Origin of the sequence: Xanthomonas sp. F10, assembly GCF_014206815.1 — a bacterium.
GTDB lineage: Bacteria > Pseudomonadota > Gammaproteobacteria > Xanthomonadales > Xanthomonadaceae > Xanthomonas_A > Xanthomonas_A indica.
In genome coordinates, this window is sequence record NZ_JACHNP010000004.1 from 1 (window position 1) to 25854 (window position 25854).

17 protein-coding genes are annotated in these 25854 nt (G+C 70.2%); 4 read left to right on the top strand and 13 right to left on the bottom strand.

The window, feature by feature from the left end:
* Positions 1–552 precede the first annotated feature (552 nt).
* The 9 genes from FHR56_RS18930 to FHR56_RS18970 all read right to left on the bottom strand — a co-directional run bounded on the left by FHR56_RS18930 (position 553) and on the right by FHR56_RS18970 (position 15676).
* Complete coding sequence (locus FHR56_RS18930) at positions 553–1653, bottom strand: alginate lyase family protein (protein WP_237473337.1); 1101 nt, start codon at positions 1651–1653, stop codon at positions 553–555.
* A gap of 554 nt (positions 1654–2207) precedes the next feature.
* Positions 2208–3563 carry a substrate-binding domain-containing protein gene (locus tag FHR56_RS18935; RefSeq protein ID WP_160947944.1) on the bottom strand — a complete coding sequence of 452 codons (1356 nt, stop codon included), beginning with the start codon at positions 3561–3563 and terminating at the stop codon, positions 2208–2210.
* Between the two features lie 155 nt (positions 3564–3718).
* Positions 3719–4594, bottom strand: coding sequence for a methylglyoxal synthase (locus FHR56_RS18940; protein WP_160947943.1), 876 nt, complete (start codon positions 4592–4594; stop codon positions 3719–3721).
* Positions 4595–4700: 106 nt separating this feature from the next.
* Positions 4701–5756 (bottom strand): glycoside hydrolase family 5 protein, encoded by a 1056-nt coding sequence (locus FHR56_RS18945; protein WP_160947942.1) that lies wholly within the window; start codon positions 5754–5756, stop codon positions 4701–4703.
* A gap of 376 nt (positions 5757–6132) precedes the next feature.
* Positions 6133–7185 (bottom strand): glycoside hydrolase family 5 protein, encoded by a 1053-nt coding sequence (locus FHR56_RS18950; RefSeq protein ID WP_160947941.1) that lies wholly within the window; start codon positions 7183–7185, stop codon positions 6133–6135.
* Between the two features lie 268 nt (positions 7186–7453).
* Positions 7454–8470, bottom strand: a complete 1017-nt coding sequence (locus tag FHR56_RS18955; protein ID WP_343160769.1) for a glycoside hydrolase family 5 protein — start codon at positions 8468–8470, stop codon at positions 7454–7456.
* A gap of 464 nt (positions 8471–8934) precedes the next feature.
* Positions 8935–10425 carry an FAD-dependent oxidoreductase gene (locus FHR56_RS18960; protein ID WP_160947939.1) on the bottom strand — a complete coding sequence of 497 codons (1491 nt, stop codon included), beginning with the start codon at positions 10423–10425 and terminating at the stop codon, positions 8935–8937.
* A 208-nt stretch (positions 10426–10633) separates the two neighbouring features.
* Positions 10634–15088 carry a glutamate synthase large subunit gene (gene gltB / locus FHR56_RS18965; RefSeq protein WP_184502823.1) on the bottom strand — a complete coding sequence of 1485 codons (4455 nt, stop codon included), beginning with the start codon at positions 15086–15088 and terminating at the stop codon, positions 10634–10636.
* 192 nt (positions 15089–15280) lie between these two features.
* Positions 15281–15676 (bottom strand): I78 family peptidase inhibitor, encoded by a 396-nt coding sequence (locus FHR56_RS18970; protein WP_160947937.1) that lies wholly within the window; start codon positions 15674–15676, stop codon positions 15281–15283.
* Positions 15677–16116: 440 nt separating this feature from the next.
* Between FHR56_RS18970 and FHR56_RS18975 the strand changes: the two genes are divergently transcribed.
* Complete coding sequence (locus FHR56_RS18975) at positions 16117–17346, top strand: DNA topoisomerase IB (protein WP_160947936.1); 1230 nt, start codon at positions 16117–16119, stop codon at positions 17344–17346.
* 46 nt (positions 17347–17392) lie between these two features.
* Here FHR56_RS18975 and FHR56_RS18980 read toward each other — a convergent pair whose 3' ends face one another.
* On the bottom strand, positions 17393–17749 hold the full coding sequence (locus tag FHR56_RS18980) for a hypothetical protein (protein WP_160947935.1): 357 nt from the start codon (positions 17747–17749) through the stop codon (positions 17393–17395).
* Positions 17750–17887: 138 nt separating this feature from the next.
* Between FHR56_RS18980 and FHR56_RS18985 the strand changes: the two genes are divergently transcribed.
* Positions 17888–18121: a hypothetical protein gene (locus FHR56_RS18985; protein WP_019797504.1), complete on the top strand. Its 234-nt coding sequence runs from the start codon at positions 17888–17890 to the stop codon at positions 18119–18121.
* 71 nt (positions 18122–18192) lie between these two features.
* Positions 18193–19227: an SDR family oxidoreductase gene (locus FHR56_RS18990; protein WP_160947934.1), complete on the top strand. Its 1035-nt coding sequence runs from the start codon at positions 18193–18195 to the stop codon at positions 19225–19227.
* A gap of 216 nt (positions 19228–19443) precedes the next feature.
* On the opposite strand, the gene ligD is transcribed toward FHR56_RS18990, so the two are convergent.
* The 3 genes from ligD to FHR56_RS19005 all read right to left on the bottom strand — a co-directional run bounded on the left by ligD (position 19444) and on the right by FHR56_RS19005 (position 24783).
* Positions 19444–22071 (bottom strand): DNA ligase D, encoded by a 2628-nt coding sequence (gene ligD / locus FHR56_RS18995; protein WP_160947933.1) that lies wholly within the window; start codon positions 22069–22071, stop codon positions 19444–19446.
* A gap of 19 nt (positions 22072–22090) precedes the next feature.
* Complete coding sequence (locus tag FHR56_RS19000) at positions 22091–22267, bottom strand: DUF3606 domain-containing protein (RefSeq protein WP_019796493.1); 177 nt, start codon at positions 22265–22267, stop codon at positions 22091–22093.
* Positions 22268–22455: 188 nt separating this feature from the next.
* Positions 22456–24783 (bottom strand): TonB-dependent receptor, encoded by a 2328-nt coding sequence (locus FHR56_RS19005; protein ID WP_160947959.1) that lies wholly within the window; start codon positions 24781–24783, stop codon positions 22456–22458.
* Positions 24784–25467: 684 nt separating this feature from the next.
* Between FHR56_RS19005 and FHR56_RS19010 the strand changes: the two genes are divergently transcribed.
* Entirely contained in the window at positions 25468–25854 is a 387-nt protein-coding gene (locus FHR56_RS19010; RefSeq protein WP_160947932.1) for a BlaI/MecI/CopY family transcriptional regulator, read from the top strand.

The following is a 25854-nucleotide window of genomic DNA, read 5'->3' on the forward strand; positions in this document are numbered from 1 at the left end:
AAAGCCTCGAAATGACGGATCGGCGAGGCGCTGCCCGTTCCCTCACCCCGACCCCTCTCCCGCGGGGAGAGGGGCTCGGTTCCTCCCTTCTCCCGTCGGAAGAAGCGGCCCCGCAGGGGCAGATGAGGTTGCGGGCGAAACCTCGCAATGACGGATCGGTGGCGCGCTGCGCACGCCGTACCCTCAACCCAACCCCTCTCCCGGGGGGAGAGGGGCTCGGTTGCTCCCTTCTCCCGTCGGGAGAAGGGGTCCCGCAGGGGCAGATGAGGTTGCGGGCGAAACCTCGCAATGACGGATCGGTGGCGCGCTGCGCACGCCGTACCCTCACCCCAACCCCTCTCCCGGGGGAGAGGGGCTCGGTTACTCCCTTCTCCCGTCGGAAGAAGGGGCACTCGAAGGGCCGGATGAGGCCAAACCGCTCGACCACTTCCTGCGCCGCTGTGCCGCGCGATGAGGTGCGCAACGGCTCGCATCGAGACGTGCCGCGTCGCAGGCCCCTCCGTCATGACTTGGCTGAGCGCCGGCGTTCCGATGCCGGCGGGTGTGACGGGGCTAGCGCGGTGAATCGGGCAATGTGCTGATCGCGAGGCGCCAAGACGGCGTGCCGTGGCCGAGCTGTTGGGCCAAGCGGGCGCAGGCAGGGTCGTAGGCTGCGGCAAGCACCAACAACGATTCCGCGCTCTCCGCTGCGTACGGCGTGCCGATCACGTGTCCGGCTTCGCCGTTGTCCGAGCGTGCCTTGTCGAACGGCACCTGGCTGCCGACGAACTCGGCGTGGCTGCGTTCGCCGCGCAGATACGGCAGCAGCCAGTCGACGCTGCGCGCCAGCGATGCGCCGTTCGGCGCGCGCCAGTGGTAGAGGTCTTCGCCGCGTTCGGAGAACAGCAATGCCAGCGTCACCAGCGGGCGCAGGTCGTAGACGTGATAGGACAGCGCATCGCGTTCGACGAAATCGATGCTGCGGCCGTCGGGCAACAGGTTGTCGGCGATCTGCTGGCGAAAGCCGGTGCGGGCGTAGTCCAGCAACCGGGTGTCGTCGAGCGCGGCGCCGATCATGCCCACGGTCTTCAGGCGGTGGCTATGCCAGTTGTTGGTGGCGGTCTTGCGCTTGAGATCGCGCGAGCCGATTTCGGCGTCGGCGATCTTTCGCATCCAGGCGTCGATGGCGTGGCGTTGCGCGTCCGGCAGCGTCGGGCGCACGATGCGGTAGGCGAAGATCGCCGGTTCCAGCCCGGTCTCGTCGATCGGATTGCCGTTGGGCACGTTGCGTGCGGCCCATTGCGCGAGTTGGTCGCCGGCGGCCAATGCGTCCGCGCGCCCGCCGTCCAGGGCGTAGCCCAGCGCCAGCGCCTGGATGCGCGGCATGTCGCCGAGGCTGGCTTCGGTCGCCGCCTTTACCGGATCGCCGTGCAGGCGGCCGCCGGTGCTCAGGTTGTCGAGCGGATGCGCGCCCTGTGCGCGCGCCGCATCGGCCAGCCGGGCCTGCGCCGCCTCGACTTGGCGCCAGGCCGGATCGGTGGCGGCCGAGGCGTGCAGTTGTTGCCATTGGTCCGCGGTCGGCCACAGCCGCTGCACTGCGGCGGCGGGCGCGCTGTGCGCCAGGGCGGCTGCGGCAAGCATCACGCCAAGCACGGCGTGCGACGGACGAGGCATGGCGATCTCCAGGGCTAGATGGGCGAGCGTTGTCGGGCGACTTTAGGCGTCGTGCGGTGAACGGGGCATGGCCCACGGCGGCGCGCTGTAGCCGGGATCCGCTCGCTCGTCTGGCGTGGCCATGTGGCGCCATCCGTGCGTCGACGTGGTTCCCTTGGGCGGCGTGCCGAGCCGTTCGCAGCCGCACCTTGTCGTGGCGAGCTGAAGGTGTCGTTCGGTTGAGGCTTGAGGTTTTTGTAGGAGCAGCTTCAGCCGCGACGGGCATTCCCGGGGACGCCTCGTCGCGGCTGAGGCCGCTCCTGCACGTGTGCTCGCTTTTGCCGTTATGGAAGCGCTCGTTCCTGCAGCAGGCGCTCTGCATCGGTATCGACCGCTGTATCGGCTACCCGGCCAGCGGCGTCGTGCTTGATCGCGCTACGCTTTTGCAGATGGACCGCCGTGTCCGCTGCAGCTGTCGTCTCAAAGAAAACTGCGGGATGCCACGCCACGCATTCGCGTCCCGCGGCACCGATGCGTCCACCCGTCGCCACGCTCTTCGACCTGCGCCTAGCGTGCTACCGCGCCCGATCCAGCAGCCAAAGCTCGACGCGCTCGTTGCGGGCCTTGGCCGCGGCGTCTTCGCCGCCAAGCAGCGGACGCAGTGCGCCGAGGCCGCGGACGCGCTCCACCGCGACGCCGCGTTGCACCAGATACGCGGCGACCACGTCGGCACGGTCGTTGCTGGCGATGGTCGGGTACAGGCGGTTGGCACTGTCCGGCGTGGCGAAGCCGATCACCGCCAGGACGCGACCGCGCATCGCCGGCTGGTGCATGAAGGCGACGAGCCGGTCCAGGTCCTGGGCGCTGCGCGCCTCGTACATCCCATTGAACGAGTGCAGGCTGAAACGCAGCGTGGTGGTCAGACGCCGGGCGCCCGCGATGGCATGGATGTAGGCCGCGTCGGTGCGGACAGCGGCGCTCGCGCTTGGCGGTGTGGTGGGGTCGACGTCGATCGTCATGGCGATCGGACCGAGCCGGCGCACCAGTTGCTGCGCCTGCGGGCCGACCGCATACAGGGCCAGGCTGCGGCCGAGCGCCGACATCATCTGCCCGCCGTACAGGCTGTAGCGCTGGACCAATGGATAGTCTTCGCCGCGCACTGCCGCCGCGGTCGGGGCGACGGCGAGGCCGCCGTCGGCGATGGCCAGGGCGCGCGTGCCGGCCGGCACCGGTGTGGTCAGCCCGACGATCGCCAAGGCGTCGGGATGGCCGGCGATGGCGCGCGCGGCCTCGGCCTGGTCGGCATGCAGGACCTCCCCCGGCGCGTGCAGCGCCGGCAGCGCCAGGCGCTCGCGCAGGAAATCGTCGAGCCCGCCATGCACGGCGCTGCGATGGAGCGCGATCGGCAGGTCCGCACCACCGAGTTGCGACCAGCGCGTCGTCCGGCCGCTGAGGATATCGCGCAGCTGCGCGACGCTGAGCGTGGCGATGGGGTTGTCGGCGGCGACCAGGACCCGCGCACCGTCCAGGGCGACGACGAACTGCTGGTCCGGCGAGGCCAGGTCGCCGAGCTGCCAGGCGGCCTCGCGTTCGCGCGTGTCGGGCTGGCGCGCCAGCATCGCCAGCTCGGCGTCGCCATGCACCAGGTCGGCGATGCCGGCGGCCGAGCCGGTGCCGGCGATCTCGACCACCAGCGCCGCGTCGTCGCGCACTGCGGCGATCTCCAGCGTCGTCGCATCGACGCGACGCCGTTGCAGTTGCCGGTAGCCCATGCTCTGCAGCCAGGATTCCACGAGCGCCGGCATCAGCCGCGCGCCGAGACTGTTGGAACCGTGCACGCGCAGGCGCTCGGCCGGCTGCGCAGACGCGGACGGCAGCGCGCACAGTGCTGCTGCGCCGAGCAGCAGCAGGCGCAGGGTGAAACGCAACATCGGATCCCCCCTGGGATCTGGACAGGCGCGGCAGTGTTGGCGATCGGCGTGACATCGCAGTGACTGTGCGTAAGGTCACGCACGCCGGCGCAGCGTCGCGGCGGGTCCTGTCTGCTGTCCACGCGCGAGGCGAGCGCGCGCGATGACCGCGTGTGTCAGTCCGCGGCGAGGCGGCGTGCGGCGGACTGCGCCCAGCGCGCGGCGATCACCGGCGAGGTGATGCACACGGCGCTGTCGGTGACCGTGGTCACTGCGCGTTCCAGCAACTGGATGTCGGCCTCGTGCTGGCGCGCGACATGCGGATCCTCGAAGAAGATCGCGCGGTGGCAGCGCCGCGCGAGCACACGATCGGCGATCTGGGCGTCGCCGCCCATCGGGCCGCTCTGGTAGCGGTGCACCCACTCCTGGCCCTGCGGCCAGCCGCGGCTCCAGGCCAGTTCGTTGAGCCGCTGGCCGGTGGTGCCGGTGGCCACGCGTTCGGCGAAGCGCGACAGCAGGTCGAAATGCGCGCTGGCGAACGCCAGCATCTGCGGCTTCATCGCGTCGTGGGCGATCAGCGCCAGGGTCTGCCGCTGCAGCGCGTACAGATCGTCGGCGCCACGGTCCGGCGGCAACGCGGCGTGGATGCGCTCCATCTCCACCCAGTCGCGGGCACTGGCCACGGTCGAAATGAACGGCTTGCCGTGGATCACGCACTGGCGCTTGAGCGCGATCGCCTCGGGGAAAATCGAGGATGGGTCGACCGGATCGATCAGGTAGATGGCACCGTCGAGGGTGCGTTCGGCGCCTTCCAGGCCCACGACTTCGGCCACCAGCTTCATCAGTCCGCCTTCGCGGCCGAACGGGTAGCGCTTGAGGCCGGTATAGCCGGTCAACAACCCGGCACGCACGATCGCCTCGTGGGTGCGGCCGACCGCATGCAGGCCGAGCTGCAGCTCGCGGATGCCGGCTTCGCTGGCGCGCAGCCAGCGGAACAGCGCGGCATCCTTGCCCTGGTGGTGCAATCGGTTGGCGGCCAGGCCCAGGCGCATGCGTCGATCCGTGCGGAGAAGGTGCGACAGTCTGCGCCCGTCCCGGGGCCGACTCAATCGCCGCGCGATCGCCATGCCGCCGCCGTGGACCCCGGCCTTGCCGCGGTCACTGCGTGATCTGCTGCGCGCGCACCGCCAGCACGTCCATCTGCGGCTTGTCGGCCCCGCTCTTGTCCGGTTGCAGGTTGAACGCGTAGTCGCTGCGCCACCACGCGCCGCCGGCCCAGGCGGTCCAGCCCAGCCAGACGTCGCCGTTGGCGTGGACGTAGTCGAGCATGGTGTCGAGCGCGGCCAGGCAGGTGGCGTCGCTGCTGCCGCCGAACTCGCCGAGGAAGCCGCGATAGCCGTTGGCGCGCAGCCATTGGGTGAACCCTTGCAGACGCTCCGCGCCGATGCTGGTGCCGACGCAGGCGGGACTGGTGCCGGAGGAGTCCGGATCCAGGTACTGATGCACTTCGAACGCCAGGTTGCCGGCGGGATCGTGGACCGTCAGCAACCCCTGCGCGTTGGACACGCCGTACCAGGTGCTGTTCCAGCTGTGCGCGCCGCTGAAGGCGGTGCCGGGCACCAGGATCAGATTGTCGGCACCGGTGCCGCGGATCGCGTCGATCGCCGCTTGCGCGATGGCCGCCCAGTCGCCCGCTGCCAGGCCGTTGGGTTCGTTCATCAGCCCGAACACCACGCTGCTGTCGTTGCCGAACACCAGCGCCAGGCGCCGCCACAGATCGGCCAGCGCCGCCGCCGGCACCGCGTCGCCGCCGATGCGCACGCCGTTGTACTTGGCGTAGTTGTGCACGTCCAGGATCAGTTGCAGGTCGTAGCGCTTGGCGCGCGCGACGGCGGTGCGCAGGGCCTCGAGTTGCGCGGTGTCCAGCGGGCCGTTGGCCTGCGGCTGCAGCCGCTCCCACAGGAACGGCAGGCGCACGATGTTCATGCCCTGCGCCGCGGTGTACGCATAGTCGGCGTCGGTGGGATACACATAGTCCTTGAACAGCACGCCGGGCTTCTTCGCCGAGTTGAACTCGGCACCGGCCAGGTTGATGCCGGCATAGCGCAGCGTCTGCTGCGCGTGGGCGAACGGCACGCAGGCGGCCAGGAGCAGGCACAGCGCGGCGCGCTGCCGCCATTGCGGGAAGCGGAAAAAACGGGAATTGCGTGGCATGGCGGATCCTTCGTGGGGAAAGAGCGGCAGGCGCCGCCGCGATGCGGCGTGCGCGGCCGTGCACCACGCTGCAACCGCCATGCCAGAGCGATCGTGGTCATCGGAAATGTGCGACGCATTGCACGTCGCAGGTCACGCGGGCGCCTCTACTCGCCTGCTTGCGCACAATCCGCTGGATGCAGCTTGCCCTGTGGGAGCGGCGCAGCCGCGACGACGCGTTCGCGGTAAAGCCCGCCTCGGCTGATCTCGCAAGAAAAGGGGAGCGCCGCTCACAGCACACGTCCCGGCGTGACTAAAGATCCCTATGTGTCGGCGCGCGCCACGGCGTCGTGACGCATGGCGCCGCACGCGCGCCTCGCCTTCGGCAGCGCCGGGCTCAGCGCGTGATGCGCTGCGCCCAGGGCGCGAGGATCGCCATCTGCGGGCGGTCGTGGCCGTCGGCGTCGGGCTGCACGTTGAACGGATAGTCGGCGCGCCACCAGGCGCCGCCGGCCCAGTAGCTCCAGCCCAGCCACAGCGTCGGGTGCTGCGCGATGTCGGCGAGCATGCCATCGAGTGCGCGCCGGCAGACCGGATTGTCGGCGGCGCCGAATTCGCCGAGAAAGCCGAGGTGGCCGGTCTCCTGCAACCATCCGGTGAACGCGCGCAGGCGTTCGGCGCCGATGTCGTCGCTGACGCAGACCGGGCTGGTGCCGCTGGAGTCGGCATCGAGGTATTGGTGCACTTCGATCGCCACGCGCTGCAGCGGATCGTGCAGCGTGGCCAGCGCGCTGGCGTTCGACGTGCCGTCCACCGGCGTGTACCAGCTATGCGCGCCGGTCCACAGCGCGCCCGGCACCAGGATCAGGTTGCTGGCGCCGGTGGCGCGGATCGCATCGAGCGTGGCTTGCGCGGCGCCGGCCCAGGCGGCGGGGCTGATGCCATGCGGCTCGTTCATCAGCCCGAATACCACCGCGTTGTCGCTGCCGTAGGCGCGCGCCAGACGCTGCCACAGGTCGACGAAGGCGGCGACCGGCAGGCCGGTGCTGCCGATGAGGCGGCCGTCGTAACGCGCGTAGTTGTGGATGTCCACGATCACGTACATGCCCTGCGCCTTGGCTTGCTGCACGGCGTCGTCGATCAGCGCCAGTTGCGCCGCGTCGAGCGGACCGCGCGGCTGCGGTTGCAGGCGTTCCCAACGCACCGGCAGGCGCAGCAGGTTCATGCCCTTGCCGGCGAAATAGGGGTAGTCGCTGCTGCGCGGATAGGTGTAGTCGACGCCGACGACGCCGGGAATCTTCGACGGCGCGATCTCGGCGCCGGACAGGTTGACGCCGGCGAAACGCAGCGCCTCTTGCGCCTGCAGCGACGGCAGCGGAACGGACAGGCACAGCAGCAGCGCGGCACGCCATGCGTGCCGCGACCGCCGACGCAAGGTGCGCGCGATCATGGTGGGTCTCCTTCGGCATCAAGGGGGAACCCGGCCGATGGAACTGCCAGGCCGGGCTGATGACAACGGTGTGCGGACACCGTAGTGCATTGCCGAGGGCGAGGCGATGCGTCGCAGGTGCGGATGCCTGGATCTGTGCCGCGATTGGCAGCGCGAACCGGTACTGGATCGCGCTGCATGCGCTGTGCCCGGCGTGCGCGTCGCGGACGCTGCACGCGTTGTGCGGTGATGCGAGGCGTTGCCGGCACACGGCGCCGGCAACGGCGGCTCACTTCTTGCCGGTGATCTGGCGGGCGTACTTGGACAGGATCGGCATCTGCGGCTTCTCGCTGCCGTCCTTGCCGGGCTGCACGTTGAACGGATAGTCGGGCTTCCACCACGCACCGGCCGCCCACCAGGTCCAGCCCAGGATCACGTCGTCGTTTTTCTGCATGTAGCTGAGCATGTTCTCCAGCGCCTGGTTGCAGGTAGGTGTGTTGGCGGTGGCGAACTCGCCGATGAAGCCGACCTTCTTGTTCTCGCGCAACCAGCTGACGAACCCGGCCAGCTTTTCGGCACCGGCGGTGGCGCTGACGCACTCGCCCTTGGTGCCGCTGTTGTCGCGATCCAGGTACTGGTGCGCTTCGAACGCCATGCGGTTGCGTGGATCCTTGAGTGGCTGCAGCGCCACCGCGTTCGGCGTGCCGTAGGCGGTGCTGCGCCAGCTGTGCGCGCCGGTGTAGGCGGTGCCCGGCACCAGGATCAGGTTGTTGGCGCCGACCTTGCGGATCGCGTCGATCGCCGCCTGCGCCGCGCTGGCCCAGTCGGTCGAGGACACCGCATTGGGTTCGTTCATCAGCCCGAAGATGACGTTGTCGTCGCCCTTGAACTCCTTGGCCAGGCGCCGCCACAGGTCGGCGAACACCTCGTCCGGGGCACCTTCGCTGCCGACCAGCGCGCCGTTGTACTTGGCGTAGTTGTGCGGATCCAGGATCAGGTACAGGTGGTTGGCCTTGGCCTGCTCCACCGCCTTCTTCAACAGCGCCAGTTGCGCCTGGTCGAACTCGCCCTTGGCGGTGGGTTGCAGGCGTTCCCACAGGAACGGCAGGCGGATGGTGTTCATGCCCTTGCTGGCGAAGTAGCTGTAGTCGGTCGCCGTCGGGTAGGTGTAGTCCTTGTACAGCACGCCGGGCTTCTTGCCGGAGTTGAACTCGGCGCCGGACAGGTTGACGCCGGCGTACTTGAGCACGTTGCGGCCTTCGGCGGCGGCGTTGCAGGCGACGGCGAGCAGCAGCGCCAGCGGCAGGGAACGCCAGCGCACAGAACACGACGAGGAAAGCGACATGGGGGAGCTTCCTTGGGTGAGGGGAGGCGCCGTCCGCGTCGGGGGAATGCGGGACGGCAGGCGCAAGCGTGCAAGGATCGCCCCCGGGATCGCCAGCCTGCACGCACCCGTGTTAGCCCGGCATTCACCTGACCCAGGCACGCTGCGCGCGGACGTCGGCGGCGTCACGGCAGGCGCGTGCTGCAGCCGACAGCAGCGGCGTGACCGTGGTCGCGGCACTGCGTCAGCCGTCCGTGCGCCAGGTCAGGTGCGCAGCGAAGGAGTCGCGGTGGAAGGGGCGCGACGCCAGCGACGCCACACGCGTCCTGCATCCCGGGAATGCCAGGCAGCAGTTCGGCGGTGCTGCCGTCGGCCGCACCGCTAACTCTGCGATGTTCCCGCCCGCGCCGAACCGGCCGAATTTCGCCGAGACCGTGCGCCGTCGCTCAGGCGGCGGCCTGGGTCGTCACCGGCAGGCGGTTGCCGATCCAGGCGGCGATGCTGGCCGCGGCATCGCGGCCTTCGGCCACCGCGGTCACCACCAGGTCGGCGCCGCGTACCGCGTCGCCGCCGGCGAACAGCTTGGGATTGGTGGTCTGGTACGGCAGGCGGCCGCTGCCGTCGGCATCGCTGCCGCCGGCGAGGATGCGGCCGTTGGCGGTGCCTTCCACGCCCTGCGCCGCCAGCCACTCGGGCACGCTCGGCGAGAAGCCGAAGGCGATGATCACCACGTCCGCGTCCAGCAGCGATTCGCTACCTTCCACCGGTACCGCGGCCTGGCGCCCGCGCGCATCCGGCTCGCCGAGCCGGGTCTGCACCACGCGCACGCCGGCCAGGTTGCCGTCGGCGTCGGCTTCCACCGCCAGCGGCTGGCGGTTGAACAGGAAGCGCACGCCTTCCTCGCGCGCATTGGCCACCTCGCGCGCCGAGCCGGGCATGTTGGCCTCGTCGCGGCGGTAGGCGCAGGTGACCTTGGCCGCGCCCAGGCGGATCGCGCTGCGCACGCAGTCCATGCCGGTGTCGCCGCCGCCCAGCACCACCACGCGCTTGCCGCTCAGGTCGGGCAGCGCGATCTTGTCTTCCCAGCCGGCGATCGGCCGGCCCCAGGGATCGTTGCCGCCGACGATGCGGCTGTTCTGCACCAGGAACGGCAGCGCCGGCAGCACGCCGGGCAGGTCCTGGCCGGGCAGGCCGCCGTCGGTGTAGCGGTAGGCGCCGGTGCCCAGGAACACCGCGTCGTATTCGCCAAGCAGTTGCTCCAGGCTCACGTCGCGGCCGATCTCCACGCCCAGGCGGAACTGCACGCCCATGCCTTCGAGCACCTCGCGGCGCTTGCCGATCACGCTCTTGTCCAGCTTGAAGCTGGGAATGCCGAACTGCAGCAGCCCGCCGATCTGCTCGTAGCGATCGTACACCACCGCCTGGATGCCGGCGCGCGCCAGGCGATCGGCGCAACTCAGTCCGGCCGGACCGGCGCCGATCACCGCCACGCGCTTGCCGGTGGGTTCGACCTGGCTCAGGTCCGGGCGCCAGCCGTTGTTGAGCGCGGTATCGACGATGTACTTCTCGACCGCGCCGATGGTGACCGCGCCGAACTCCTCCAGCGTGCAGCTGCCTTCGCACAGGCGGTCCTGCGGGCACACCCGCCCGCACACTTCCGGCAGCGGATTGGTGCTGTGGCACAGCGCCGCGGCTTCCTCGATGCGGTTCTCCTGCACCAGTTGCAGCCACTGCGGGATCGCGTTGTGCACCGGGCACTTCCAGCTGCAGTACGGATTGCCGCAATCCAGGCAGCGCCCGGCCTGGTACTGCGCATCGGCCTTGTCGAACTTGCCGTACAGCTCGTTCCAGTCGCCGGAGGTGCGCAGTTCCACCGGAATGCGTTGCGGCATCTGCCGGGGCAGGTCGAGGAACTGGAAGGCGTGCTTGCGGCTCATAAAAAAATCCGTGGCGTAATCCGTTCTCCCACCGGGAGAAGGTGCCCCGAAGGGGCGGATGAGGGTACGGAGCGCGGTGTTGTGTGGGGATTCGGGATTGGGGATTCGGGATTCGAGAAAGCGGAGGACGGGTGTCGGATCCGTGCGGGGTTGCTTTTGCCAATCCCGAATCCCGACTCCCCAATCCCGTCGCTGCGACGGGCCGCCATCAGGCGGCTCGGCGCAGCGACTCGGTCAACGACTCGATGCTCGCCGCCTTCGGTTTGACCAGCCAGAACTTGCCGACGTAGTCGCGGAATTCGTCGAGGATCTGCTGCGCCCAGATGCTGCCGGTCAGCTCGCGGTGGCGGCTGATCAGCTTGTGCAGGTGCTGGCGGTGGCTCTCGAAGCCTTCGGCGGAGATGCGGTGGATGTCGATCAGTTCGTGGTTGTAGCGGTCGACGAAGTCGCGGTCCACGTCGAGCACGTAGGCCAGGCCGCCGGTGAAACCGGCGCCGAAGTTCAGCCCGACCTTGCCCAGCACCAGTACGATGCCGTCGGTCATGTACTCGCAGCAATGGTCGCCGGCGCCCTCGATCACCGCCAGCGCGCCGGAGTTGCGCACCGCGAAGCGCTCGCCGGCGCGGCCGGCCGCATACAGTTCGCCACCGGTGGCGCCGTACAGGCAGGTATTGCCGATGATCGCCGTGCTGCGCGCCTCGAAGCGGGCGCCGCGCGGCGGACGCACCACCAGGCGGCCGCCGGCCATGCCCTTGCCGACGTAGTCGTTGGCCTCGCCTTCCAGTTCCAGGTGCAGGCCGCCGGCGTTGAACGCGCCGAAACTCTGCCCGGCCGAACCGCGGAAGCGCAGGGTCAGCGGCGCATCGTCCATGCCGTGGTTGCCGTGGACGCGGGCGATGGCGCCGGACAGGCGCGCGCCGATCGAACGGTCGGTGTTGTGGATCAGGAAGCGATGGTCGCCGCCGCGCTTGTGCGCGATGGCGTCGGCGAGCAGGCCGTCCATCTGCGTGGCTAGGCTGTCCGGCGATTCGTACAGGCGCTGCGCGGCGCAGTGGCCGCCGTCGTGGCGCACGTCCTTGAGCAGCCGCGACAGGTCCACGCGCACGCCTTCGCGCGGCGAGATGTCCAGCTGCTGCAGCAGTTCGGTGCGGCCGACGATCTCGTCCAGCGAACGCACGCCCAGGTACGACAGCCATTGCCGCACTTCCTCGGCCAGCAGCCGGAAGAAGTTCTCCACGCGCTCGGGCAGGCCGACGAAGTGGTTGGCGCGCAGGCGCTCGTCCTGGGTGGCCACGCCGGTGGCGCAGTTGTTGAGGTGGCAGATGCGCAGGTACTTGCAGCCGAGCACGATCATCGGCCCGGTGCCGAAGCCGAAGCTGTCCGCGCCCAGGATCGCCGCCTTGACCACGTCCAGGCCGGTCTTCAGGCCGCCGTCGGTCTGCAGGATGGTGCGGGCGCGCAGGTCGTTGGCGACCAGCGCCTGGTGCGACTCGGCCACGCCCAGTTCCCACGGCACGCCGGCATAGCGGATCGAGCTGACCGGGCTGGCACCGGTGCCGCCATCGTGGCCGGACACGGTGATCAGGTCGGCGCCGGCCTTGACCACGCCGGCGGCGATGGTGCCCACGCCGGCATGGCTGACCAGCTTCACCGACACCAGCGCGCTGGGATTGACCTGCTTGAGGTCGTAGATCAGTTGCGCGAGGTCTTCGATCGAGTAGATGTCGTGGTGCGGCGGCGGCGAGATCAGGCCGATGCCCGGCTTGGCGTAGCGCAGCCGCGCGATCAGTTCGTTGACCTTGTGGCCGGGCAGCTGGCCGCCTTCGCCGGGCTTGGCGCCCTGCGCGACCTTGATCTGCAGCACCTCGGCATTGACCAGGTACTCGGGGGTGACGCCGAAGCGGCCGGAGGCCACCTGCTTGATCTTGGAGCGCTTCTCGGTGCCGTAGCGCGCCGGGTCTTCGCCGCCTTCGCCGGAATTGCTGCGCCCGCCGAGGCGGTTCATCGCGATCGCCAGCGCCTCGTGCGCCTCCGGCGACAGCGCGCCGAGGCTGATCGCGGCGGTGTCGAAACGGCGCAGCAGGTCTTCGGCCGGGGCCACCTCGTCCAGCGGCGTCGGCGTAGCCGCGCGCTTGAGCTGCAGCAGGTCGCGCAGGGCCGAGGCCGGGCGCCCGTGCACCGCGGCCGCGTAGGCGTCCCAGTCGGCCTGCAGGCCGCTGCGGGTGGCGCGCTGCAGGGTCAGCACCACGTCCGGGTTGTACATGTGGTACTCGCCGCCGTGCACGTACTTGAGCAGGCCGCCCACTTCCGGCTTGAGCAGGTCGTTCCAGGCGCGCGCGGCCAGTTGCCGCGCCTCGGTGTCCAGCCGCGCCAGGCCGACGCCGCCGATGCGCGCGGCGGTGTCCGGGAAGCACAGCGCCACCACGTCCGGATCCAGCCCGACGATCTCGAACAACTGCGCGCCGCGGTAGCTGGCGATGGTGCAGATGCCCATCTTGGAGATGATCTTGGACAGGCCCTTGTAGATGCCCTTGCGGTACTTGCGGCCGATCTGGGTCTGCTCGCCGCCGCTCTTGAGCAACAGGATGCCGCGCCGGCCCAGGTCGAACAGGGTCTGGTAGGCCAGGTACGGATACACCGCGGTGGCGCCGAAGCCGAGCAGGCAGGCCATGTGGTGCGGATCGCGCGCGGTGCCGGTCTCGATGATCAGGTTGACGTCGCAGCGCAGGCCGACCCGCGAGAGGTGGTGATGCACCGCGCCGGTGGCCAGCAGCGCATGCGCCATCGGCCGCTCCGGCACCGGGTAGCGGTCGGTCAGCAGCAGCATGACCTTGCCGTCGCGCGCGGCCTGTTCGGCCTCGGCGCAGATGCGCCTGAGCCCGGCCTCCAGGCCTTCCTCGACGCTGTAGGACAGGTCGATCTGCGCGTTGCGGGTCTGGTACTGCTCCATCTTCAGCAACTGCCGCAGCTTGCGCTGGCTGAGCACCGGCGAGTTGAGGATGACGTGGTTCACCGTCTCCGGGCCGGCATGGAAGATGTTGGTCTCCTTGCCGAGCTGGGTGGTCAGCGACATCACGCAGTCTTCCCGCAGCGGGTCGATCGGCGGGTTGGTGACCTGCGCGAAGGCCTGGCGGAAGTAGTCGTACAGCGGCCGGGTGTGGCGGCTGAGCACCGCCATCGGGGTGTCGTCGCCCATCGAGCCGGTGGCTTCCTGCTCGGTCTCGGCCAGCGGCCGCAGCACCTGCTCCACTTCCTCGGTGCTGAGCTGGAACAACTTGTGGTAGCTGCGCAGGGTGCGCTCGTCGAACGGCTCCTCGACCAGCGAGGGATCGATCAGCTCGGTCTGCAGGTAGGTCACGCCCTGCTGCAGCCATTGTTTGTACGGGGCGCGGCCGCGGTTGATGCGGTCGATGGCGTCGGAATCGAGCAGGTCGCCGCGCTTGAGGTCGATGGCCATCATCTCGCCGGGGCCGAGCTTGCCCTTGCGGGTGACGCGCTCGGCCGGCAGTTCCCACACGCCGGCTTCGGAAGCGACCAGGAAATGCCGGTCGGAGGTCAGCATCCAGCGCGCCGGGCGCAGGCCGTTGCGGTCGAGCATGCACGCGGCGTAGCGGCCGTCGCAGGCGACGATGCCGGCCGGGCCGTCCCACGGCTCGGTGTTGAGCCCGTAGAACTCGTAGAACGCGGCCAGGTCGGCGTCCTTGAACTCCAGCGACTGGGTGGCCGGCGGCACTAGGATGCGCAGCGCCTGCAGCAGGTCCATGCCGCCGGCGACCAGCAGCTCGAGCATGTTGTCCAGGCTCTGCGAGTCGGAGCCATGCATCGAGATCACCGGGTCGAGCTCGGCGATGTCGAAGCGCGGAGTCTTCCACACCTTGCTGCGCGCCTGCGCCCAGTGCCGGTTGCCCTCGATGGTGTTGATCTCGCCGTTGTGCGCGAGCAGGCGGAACGGGTGCGCCAGCGGCCAGCGCGGCAGCGTGTTGGTGGAGAAACGCTGGTGGAACACGATGGCGCTGGAGGCCAGGTCGTTGCGCTGCAGGTCCGGGTAGAAGGTGCTGAGCTTGTCCGGCAGCACCATGCCCTTGTAGCTGATGCCGTTGGGCGAGAGCGTGGTGACGTAGAAATCGGCGACCTCGCGCAGCCGCTGCTCGGCGCGGCGGCGCGCCAGGAACAGGGCCAGGGCGAAGGCGTCCTCGCTTTGCTCGGCGCCGGCGTCGACGAACACCTGTTCGATGCGCGGCAGGGTGTCCTTGGCCAGCTGTCCGCACACCGCATCGTCGGTGGGGGTGAGGCGCCAGCCGCACGGCTGCACGTCGACGCGGCGCAGTTCCTCTTCCAGCACCTGGCGGCAGCGCGCGGCATCGTCTGCGTCGCGCGGCAGGAACACGTTGCCGGCGGCGAAGCGCGCGCCGACGCTCAGGCCGGCCTCGCGCGCCAGCGCGCGCAGGAACGGCTCGGGTTTGCGGATCAACAGGCCGCAGCCGTCGCCGGTGAGGCCGTCGGCGGCGACACCGCCGCGATGGGTCATGCGCGAGAGGGCGGCGATGGCGGTATCCACCAGCGCCCGCGAAGGTTGGTCGTCGAGCTGCGCGACCATGCCGAAACCACAGGCATCGCGCTCGTCTTGGGGGTCATAGAGCCCGTGGCGGTTGCGGGGGGCCATGTCTGCCTCTGAAAGCGATCCGAAGGAACGCGGCGACACTCGCCCCCGCTCTCTCCTGGAGCGCTTCTTGAGGTCACCGGAATCCCGACTAAAACATAGTTGGTGCGGTGCCGCAATACACCGTTACACCTGCAACTTCACCGCTGGCGGCGGCCGTGTCGCCGCCGCCGCGCCGGGGTCTTGGCCGAGCGCTCAGCCGCAGCGCACGCCGGTGATCTGGTTCTTCTCGTCGACCTCGATGTTGAGCCGTTCGCCGTTGAACTCCATGGTCACCGCCTGGTTCGGCTTGAGCACGCGCACGCTCTTGGCGCCGGTGTCGCTGCGCGCCTGGTCCAGCAGCGCCTGCTCGGCGGCCTGGCCGACCAGCCCCTGTGCCTGCGAGGCATCGCAGGTCCCGACGGGCGGCGCGTCCGGGGCATTGGCCGGATCCGGCGCGGCGGCCTGCTGCGCGGCGGCCTGGGCCTTGGCGGTCACCTGTTCCTGCTCGTCCGGCGGCGGCGCGCCGCAGGCGGCCAGGGCCAGCGCCAGGCAGGCCGTGCCGAGCAGGCCGACACGCGTGGACGCACGGGAGGAAAGGGGTGTGCTCATCGGGGCTCCTGATGGATGGAGGGAGGATGGGTGCAGCATAGAGTGTGTGATGCCCGTGAGACGAGTGCGGAGCACCCGCGATGCGGTGCGAAGGCGTGCGCCTGGCGCCGGCCCGGGGCCCGCACTCCGCACACCAACCGCTCTGCATCGCGCACAGCCACCGCGTCCCGCCTCCACGTGCATGACATCCCTGGACCGTGCGCCGCGCTTGAGACCGGCCGCGGCCATCGGCGGCGAACGGCACCGCCGATGCGCCGACGGCCGTTGCGGTGTCTGCCGGCGCGACGCACGTCCAATACCGGCAGCATCGGACATGGCGCGTTCGCCACACGTTAAGCGGTGCAACGACCGGGCATCACGCGCCGTAGCCGCTGCGCTGCCGACAATCCGGGCTCGTGGAACCGGCGGCGCTGGCCGCGGTTCCGGCTTCCGGAGGTCCGATGTCCAACCCGTCCCGTTCCACCGCCGCGGCCGAGGCGGCGCGTGCCCGGCAGTCCCGCCAGGCCGCCAGCAGCGCGGGCCTGGTCTACGTCAGCGACCAGGAGCCAGGCATCGTCCGCCGCCGTGCCGGCAAGGGCTTCGGCTATCGCATGCCCGACGGCAGTGCGGTGCGCGACGCCGCCACCCTGCAGCGCATCCGCCAGCTGGCGATCCCGCCGGCCTATACCGAGGTGTGGATCTGCACGCGCGACAACGGCCACCTGCAGGCCACCGGCCGCGACGCGCGCCGGCGCAAGCAGTACCGCTACCACGCCGACTGGGCGCAGGTGCGCGGCGACGGCAAGTTCGAGCGCATCGTCGCCTTCGGCCAGGCCCTGCCGCGGCTGCGCCGGCGCCTGCGCCGCGACATGGCGCTGCCCGGCTACCCGCGCGACAAGGTGCTGGCGATGGTGGTGGCGCTGATGGCCGAGACCCTGGTGCGCGTGGGCAACGCCGAATACGCACGCAGCAACCGCTCCTACGGCCTGACTACGCTGCGCAACCGCCACCTGGCCTTCGTCAAGGGCGGCCGCGCGCGGCTGCAGTTCCGCGGCAAGGGCGGCCAGGAGCACGACATCGAGGTCGACGACGTACACCTGGTCAAGCTGATCCGCGGCTGCCAGCAACTGCCCGGGCAGGCGTTGTTCCAGTACCGCGACGACGACGGTCAGCTGCAGCCAGTGGATTCGGGCGAGGTCAACGACTACCTGCGCGAGGCGATGGGCGACAGTTTCACCGCCAAGGACTTCCGCACCTGGGGCGGCACCCGCGCCGCGCTGCAGCGGCTGGCCGCGCTGCCGCTGCCGGATACGGGCGGCGAGCGCGCGCTGGCGCAGGCGCAGAACGCGGTGATCCGCGAGGTGGCCGAGGCGCTGGGCAATACCCCGGCGGTGTGCCGCAAGGCCTATATCGATCCGTGCGTGTTCGACGGCTGGCGCTGCGGCCGCCTGCACGGGCTGTGCGAGGGCGTGCGCGGCGAGCGGCAGTGGGACCTGATCACGCTGAAGTATCTGGGGCGGGCCCGCACCGCGGCGCGCAAGGCGGCCAAGGCCGCCGGCCGCACCGCGGCGAAGGCGCCGCCGCTGCGCAAGGTTGCTCGGACCACGCGCAAGGGCGCGGCGGCGAGCGCGCAGGGCAGCGGTCATCGCGGCAAGCGCAAGGCCGCGCCTAGGGCCCGTAAACGCGCCTGAGCGGGTGGCGCTGCGCTCGGCGCGGCGGGCCGGCCGGCGACGCGGATCAGCCGCAGTAGACGGTGGTGATGTTGTTGGTCGGGCCGATCTCGACCGTCAGGCGGTCGCCGCCGGTTTCGCGGGCGCCGCGGTTGGGGCTGTCCACGCCGCTGGAGGTGGCGCCGTTGTCGGTGACGCTGCTCTTGACCACCTGCACCTTGAGGCTGTCGCTGTCGACGCGGGCGCGTTCGACGGTCATGCGCGAGGCGGCCAGGCCGACCGCGCCGCGCACCTTGTCGATATGGCATTGGCCGGAGATGACGCCGTCGATCGGCTGCACCTGCGCCACCTGAGTGGTACTGCAGGCGCCGAGCAGCAGCACGGCGGCGAACGGGGCGAGGTGGGCAAGCGAGTAGCGGATCATGGGCGTCTCCTTCAATCGATGGCGCGAGCCTGTCGCGGCGCATGTTTGCGCGGCATGAAGAGATCGCCCCGGCGGTTTCACCGGTCGTGGCCGCCGGCGGGGCCAGACTCGGGATCCCCCCAGCAACCGGAGCCGACCATGGCCACCTGCGATGTCTGCGGAAACGACTACGACCAGGCCTTCACCCTGACCCAGGGCGCGCGCAGCGGCACCTTCGATTCGTTCGAGTGCGCCATCCACGCTTTCGCCCCGCGCTGCAGCCACTGCGATTGCCGCATCGTCGGCCACGGCGTGCAGGCCGGCGAGCGCATGTTCTGCTGCGCGCATTGTGCCCAGCACGCCGGCGTCAGCGGTCTGGCCGACCGCGCCTGAGTGACGCCTCTTCCTTCCCTTCGAGGAGGGCTGCGCCACCGCGTCCTCCTCCCGCACCCGGAGTACTGCCGATGGCCTCCCGCAAGCGTCCTGCCGCCACCCCGTCCGCCCCATCCAAGCGCAGTAGCGCCGCATCCTCGTCCAGCGCCAAGACCGCGCAGCACCAGCGCGCGCTGCAGCGCGCGGTCGATGCCGGCGACGCCAAGCCCAAGCCCAAGCGCGCCAAGGCGGGCGACGCCGGCCAGGCCGGGCCGCGCAAGCAGCCGCAGCGCATGCCCAAGCAGCACCTGGCCAAGCCGGGCAACGAGCACGAGCTGGCGCTGCAGCCGCGCTTCGAGGCGCCGGAATACGTGGGCAGCGGCAAGCTGCGCGGCATGAGCGCGATCGTGACCGGTGCCGACTCGGGCATCGGCCGCGCGGTGGCGGTGCTGTTCGCGCGCGAGGGCGCGGATGTGGCGGTGCTGTACCTGGACGAACACGAGGATGCGCAGGTCACCCGCCAGCACGTCGAGAACGAAGGCCGCCGCTGCATCACCATCGCCGGCGACGTGAAGGATCCGGCGTTCTGCGAGGACGCGGTGGCGCAGACCGTGCGCGCCTTCGGCGGACTCGACGTGCTGGTCAACAATGCCGCCTTCCAGTTGCATTGCGATGCGCTGGAGGACCTGAGCGAGGAACATCTGCAAGAGACGCTGCAGACCAACATCGCCGGCTATTTCCACATGGCGCGCGCGGCGTTGCCGCATCTCAAGCGTGGCGCGGCGATCGTCAACAGCGGCTCGGAGACCGGGTTGTTCGGCAGCAAGTCGCTGCTGGACTATTCGGCGACCAAGGGCGCGATCCATGCCTTCACCATGGCCCTGGCCAGCCAGTTGCAGCCGCGCGGCATCCGCGTCAACGCGGTCGCGCCGGGACCGGTGTGGACACCGCTCAATCCGGCCGACAAGTCCGCCGAGGACGTGGCCGTGTTCGGCAAGCAGAACCCGATGGGGCGCCCGGCGCAGCCGGAGGAACTGTCGCCGGCCTATGTGTTCCTGGCGTCGCCGATTACTGCCAGCTACATCAATGGCGCGATCCTGCCGGTGATGGGGGGGCCGACGGGATAGTTGCTGGGTGGGTTGGCCAGTGCGTTGGCTAGCGGTCGGACCCTCACCCCAACCCCTCTCCCGGTGGGAGAGGGGCTTTTGACTCCCTTCTCCCGCTGGGAGAAGGTGCCCCGCGGGGGCGGATGAGGGTACGGGTCGCTCGTGTTCGATCTCAGCGCGTCGCTTCGCGCCGAACCCTCACCCCAACCCCTCTCCCGACGGGAGAGGGGCTTTGTTTCACTCTGCTTTGGCCCAGCGCGACAGGTTCTGCTTCAGCGCCTCGATCCCGGCCCAGGGATCCTTGCGACGCCGTTTCAGCTTGGCCGGGACGTCGCGCAGCTTGAAGGCGTCGGCGCGGTGCAGCTTGGGCAGGTCGCTCCAGGCCAGCGGCATCGCCACCGGCGCGCCGGCGCGCGCGCGTAGCGAGTACGAGGCCACCGCGGTGGCGCCGCGGCCGTTGCGCAGGTAGTCGACGAAGATGCGCTGGTTGCGCAGGCGCTTGCTGGCGGTGGCGAGGAAGCGCTCGGGTTGCGACTGCGCCAGTGCGTCCGCGAAGCCATGGGCAAAACGCTTGGTCAGGTCCCAGTCGCAGCCCGGCGCCAGCGGCACCACCACGTGCAGGCCCTTGCCGCCGGACACGCGCAGGAACGACTCCAGCTCCAGTTGCGCGAGCAGCTTGCGGATGTCGGTGGCCGCGCGCTTGACCTCGGCGAACGGCACGTCCGGCCCCGGGTCCAGGTCGAACACCACGCGGTCGGCCACGTCCGGGCGCAGCGCATGCGCGCCCCAGGGGTGGAATTCCAGGGCATTGAACTGCACCAGTTCCAGCAGCCCGGCCGCATCCTCGACCACCAGGTACTCGGCCTGAGTGCCGCTCTCCTCCTTCAAGCGCACCGACGACACCAACTCCAGCCCGGCGGTGTGGTGCTTCTGGAAGAAGCACGCGCGTTCGGCGCCGGCCGGGCAGCGGATGATCGACAGCGGGCGCCCGGCGATCTCCGGCAGCAGGTGGTCCATCACCGCGTTGTAGTAGTCCCAGACTTCGCGCTTGGTCGCGCCGATGTCGGGGAACACGACGCGGCCCGGGCTGGACAGGGTCGGGGGCGTGCGCGCGTTCTCGGCCGTTGCTGCGCCGCGTTTGGCGCTGGCGGCCTTCGCGCCGACCGCCTTTGCTATCTTGGTCGCCTTTGCCGCCTTGGTCGTTTTGTCCGTCTTGGCTTTCCTGGCCGCCGGCGTCGCGCGCGCGGCTGCCGCGCGCGGCGCCGGTGCGTCGCGATCGCCCAGGTCGGCGATGTACTTGTCCGGGCGCACCGCCTTCAGCGAGGCCTGGCGTAGCAACTGTTGCCCGCCGACGCCGCGGTAGAACACTTCCACCACGAAGCGCGGCGCGAACCAGCGCGCGCTGCGCAGGTCGGTCTCGGTGGTCGGCACGTGCACGCTGGGCGTGGCGCTGCCGGCCTTGCCGATCAGTGCGGTCACCTCGCGCAGCAAGGCGTCGGAGAAGCCGGAGCCCACGCGCCCGACGTACAGCCAGCCGTGCTCGGCATCCGGCCGCGCCAGCAGCAGCGAGCCGAAGCCGCTGCGGCTGCCCTTGGGCGCGGTGTAGCCCACCACCGCGAATTCCTCCGAGCGCAACTGCTTGGTCTTGCGCCAGTCGTCGCTGCGTCCGCCGTGGTAGCCGCGATCGGCGCGCTTGGAGACGATGCCTTCGAAGTGCTGTGCGCCGGCGAGCTGGAACGCGGCGTCGCCATCGCCGTCGATGTGCGAACTGAAGGCCAGGTGCGCATCGGCGCCCTGTAGCAGCCGCTGCAGCAACGCCTTGCGCTCGGACAGCGGGGCGGCGGCGATGTCGATCCCGTCCAGGTGCAACAGGTCGAACAGGGCCAGCGCCAGCTTGCCCTGGCGCTCGCCGGACAGCACCGCCTGTAGCAGGTTGAAGTCCTCCTTGGTCCCCTTGCCGGCGATCAGTTCGCCGTCCAGCGCTGCCGAACGCAGGCCCAGTGCGGCGATGGCGTCGCGGATCTCGGGAATCTTGTCGGTCCACTCGATCGCATTGCGCGACCACAACCGCACTACGCCGTCGGCGACGGTGGCCAGGATCCGGTAGCCGTCCCACTTGATCTCGTGGATCCAGTGTTCGCCCTGCGGCGGCGCGTCGCCGAGCCGGGCGAGTTGCGCGGCGAAGGGCCCGTCCGGTGCGGCGGCCGGCACGGCCGCCGGCAGCGCCTGGGCGAGCTTGGCCCAGTTCGTCCGGCGGCCCTTGCGGACCGGTGCGGCGACGACCGTGGCCTTGCGTTTGTTGGGTTTGCCGGCGCCGGCGCGCTTGACGTCCTGCGCTGGCGCCGCGGTGACATCGGCCAGCAGGTCGTCGGCCTCCAGGTCGCCGGCGAAGGCGTCGTCCTCCTTGAACAGCAGCCACTGCGGCTGCCGCGCCGGCTTGCCCGAGCGCACCAGGTGCCAGCCGCCCTTGAGCTTGTCGCCGAACAACTCGAAGCGCAGGTGACCCTTGGCCAGCTGCGCTTCCGGGTCGTGCGCGCTGCTCCACACGCCGTGATCGAACTGGGCGACGTGGCCGCCGCCGTATTCGCCTTGCGGAATCTCGCCCTCGAAGCTGGCGTAGTCCAGCGGATGGTCTTCCACTTCCACCGCCATGCGCTTGACCTTGGGGTCGTAGCTCGGCCCCTTGGGCACCGCCCAGCTCTTCAGCGCATCGCCGACCTGCAGGCGGAAATCGTAATGGCGGCGGCTGGCGTGATGCAGCTGCACGACGAAGATCGGCCGCTGCCCCGCCGGCACCGGCTTGCCCGGCTCCGGTTCGCGGGTCTTGTCGAAGCGGCGCTTGCGGCGGTAGTCGGCGAGGCTCATGGCGCGGGCCCGGCCCGCGTCACTTGCGCAGGTGCGCGCGAACCGCCGCGGCGCTGCTGCCCACGGCCTGCACCGCGGCGCGCAATTCGTCGGCGGACACGCCAAGCGCCTGCGTCCAGTAGCGCACTTCGTAGTCTTCGTGGAGATTGATGCGGTCGCGGTCGGGCGAACCGGTGTTGCGGGGATCGTCGCTCATGCCGATGTCCTGCTGTCCAGAAGCCGCTGCGGTCGTGGGGCGCCACGGGTGGTGGCGAGTGCCGACGGACGCGGCATGCGTCGGCGGACCGGTGCGGAAACTTCTAGTCGTGCCGGCGTGGCACCGCCGTGAACGCCGTGTCAGCCCGATGCATGCGCGCCGCTGGCGTGGGTGCGCGTGCCGCTCCCTCAGAACGCCAGCGACGTACTGAACAGCAGTTGCCGCGGCGCGCTGCGCTGCAGCGTCTGGTAGTCGCCGGCGAATGCCGAGCCGGCGATGTTGGCGGTGCCGATGTTGTGGCGATCGAGCAGGTTGCTCACGTCCAGGCGCAGCTCCAGGCCCGGCAGCCGGCTGTCCACGCCCAGCGTGTAGGCCGTATACGCGTTGACCTGCCAGAACGCCGGCACGCGCAGGTCGTTCTCGTAGGTGAAGGGCTGATGCAGGTACTCGGTGCTGGTGGCACCGAGACGCCAGTGGCGCAGGTGCGCCGACAGGTCGCTGACCAGCGACAGTTGCGGGTAGCCTGGCTGCGCCTTGCCCTGGATCGGGTAGACGCTGCCGTCGACGACGACATCGCGGTCGTACACCGAGCGCGCCAGTGCCACGCCCTGGTAGAACTGCAGGTGCGGGGTGAGGTCGACGGTCACGCCCAGGTCGGCGCCGAACGTGTGCATCCTCGGCATCACCTGCACGGTGTTGACCTGCGCGAACTGGGTGCCGACCGCGGCCGAGAGCAGGCGATGGCGGATGTCGCCGTAGAACACGTCCGCGGTGATGGTGGCGCGGTCCAGGCGATGGGTGCCGCCGACGGTGAGGTTCCAGTCCTGCTCCGGCTGCAGGTGGCGGGCGAGGCGGTCGAACATGGCCTGGTCGGGGACGGTCCAGGCCGAGGCGGTGTAGCCGATGTTGCCACGCTGGGCGACGCGGAAGCCGTTCATGGTGCTGCCCAGGTCGATGAAGCCATCGGTCTGCGCGGTCGGGCTCCAGAACAGCGACAAGTGCGGCAGGAACGCGCGCCTGGCGCGCAGCGTGCCGGCCGCCGGCCGGTCCGGTGCATCGCCGACACCGCCACCGCTGGTGCGGAAATCCACCGCCTTGGCGCCCACGCCCAGTACCAGCGTGTCGCTCAGTGCGATGTCGTCGTGCACGTACGCCTGGCGCGCGCGGGTGGTCCAGTGCGAGGCGTTGTCGGTCTTGAACGCCGGGCCGTACGTGTCCCACGGCCCGATGGTGCGCAGCGGTACGCCTTGCCCCAGCAGCGGCTCGGTGTACCAGAACGTCGCCGCGTCGGCACTGGCGTGCTCTTGCCAGAGGCCGGCGCTGAGGGTGTGCCGGCCGAGCAGGTAGGTCAGGCTGAGCAGGCCGCCGCTGCGCTGCAGGTGCGGCGCCTGCACCTGCTCGGAGAACGGCGCGCCATTGGGCGAAGGTGTGGTCGGATCGCTCAGCGTGGCATGGGTGCGGCTGTGTGCGCTGTAGAGCTGCACGCGCCCGCTGAGCGCGTCGGAGATGCGGAAATCGTGCGCGAGCGAGGCGATGCGGTCGTCGGTGACCTGGCCGGTGTCGTACGGCAGCAGCCCGGCCAGCGCGCCGCAGCTGTAGGCGCCACAGGACGCGCCGGCGTTCTGTGGCAGGGCGACCGCATAGGCCTTGGCGTAGTCGGGATAGACGCTGTCGGCGTGCCAACCGAGCTTGTCGAGCATGTCGAAGGACAGGTTGTTGTAGCCCCACATCGCCGCGTGGCTGGCGGACAGGAACACGGTGAACGTGCCCCAGGCCACGTCCTGCGTCGCCTTCAGGTCGCCGCGCAGGAAGCGTTGGGTGCCGCCGCCCTGGTATTTGTCCGCGCCCAGCCGCTGCAGGTCCACCTGCACCTTCGGGCCGGTATCGCCGAGTTGCCCGCTTTGCACCGAGACCGTGGTGACCCGGGTCGCGTCGCTGCCCACCCCCTGCTTGAGGCGCAGGCCGGGCGTGTCCTTCGGTTCGCCCAGGCGATACTCCAGCGCGCCGCCGTTGGCGCTGCTGGAGAACACGCTCACCGGCGCCGCGCCGGGGCTGACGGTGATGGAGCCGATGGCATCCGGCACGCCGACGTTGACTACGCTGTTCCCGGTCAGCGACAGGAAACCGCTGTCGTTCAACGGCACGCCTTCGAAGGTGACGCCCATTTCGTTCATGCGGAAGCCGCGCACGAACAGGCTGGTGGCGGAGACGTCCAGGCCCAGGCCATCGGTGGCGGTATAGCTGGCGCCGGGCACGGTCTTCAGCCGCGCCAGGCCGTTGCTGCCGGCGACGTCGGCGTCCATGTCGCCGGCATTGATGACGTAGCGGTTCGGGCCGACCACTTGCGTAGGCGCCACTGCTGCCGCATGCGGCGAGGCCACCACGTCCAGCGCGGACAGCGTGGTGGGGGTGGTGCCGGGATCGGCGCTGGTGGCCGCCTCCGTGGCGTGCGCCGCCGACGCGACGAGGCAGGCGCCCAGCGCCGCGGACAGCAACGACGGCGCGCCGGGCCGAATGCGGCGATGCGGTACGGGCAGCGATAGAACGGCGACACGAAGATGGAAGGAAGTCACGTGCATGGCGGGTCCAGCGTGCAGGGGGAAGCGGTGGCGCAGACGCGCACCCAGCCCTGGGCGGCGACCTTGCGGCGGCGTCCGGCTGGCTGTGCGTTTGCGATGGGAGGGCGCCGGCGGTGCGGCGCGGACCAGGGATGTCGCGCGCGGCAGGTGCGGCGGCTCGCTCCGGATCGGTGGAGACGAACGGCGCATCCGCGCGACAGCGCACTTCCCGAGGTGAATGCAGCGGCGTGAAGCGATGCGGAGCATTCTTGCACCGCATGTGCACTTGCACCATTGCGCGTTGGTACAGCACTGCCTGCCGCGCGTATGTGGGGCGATACCTGGGTATAGGGCGTTCTCGTCCCTGCACGAACGGGGCGGATCGCGACGGACTTCTGCGGCGAATGCGTGCATTGGTGGGGTGGATGCCGACCTCGCCGCGCACGCCTGGGTGACGCGTGGACGGCCGTTAGCCAAGACCGACGCGACATCCGCCTGCATGCGATGTGGCACTACCGGGGCCTCCCCGACGGACGCCATCGCCAGCCTGCAGCCGCCCGCCAGCCCATGACCTGCGACCTATTGACGACAGTTGTCGTCATGGGTAGTTTTGCCGACACGTGTAGTCATCGGAGTGGGCGGATGCGCCGCAAATCGATCGGGGACCAGGAACTGGCCCTGCTGCAGTACATCGCCGAGCACGGCGATGCCAGCGTCGGCGAGGTCGCCGCCGGGTTCGGCGAAGCGCGCGGGCTGGCACGCTCGACCGTGCTGACCATGATGGGGCGGCTGCGCGCCAAGGCCTATCTGCGCCGCCGCCAGGTGCAGGGGGTGTACCGCTACGCCGCCACCAGCGGCCAGGACGACGTGGTGCGCAGTGCGGTCGGCAGCTTCGTCGAGAAGACCCTGCAGGGCTCGGTGTCGCCGTTCGTGGCGTGGATGTCGCAGCGCGCCGAGGTCAGCGACACGGAGCTGGCCGAACTGGAGGCCCTGGTGGCCAAACTGCAATCGCAACGGCGAGAGGACTGA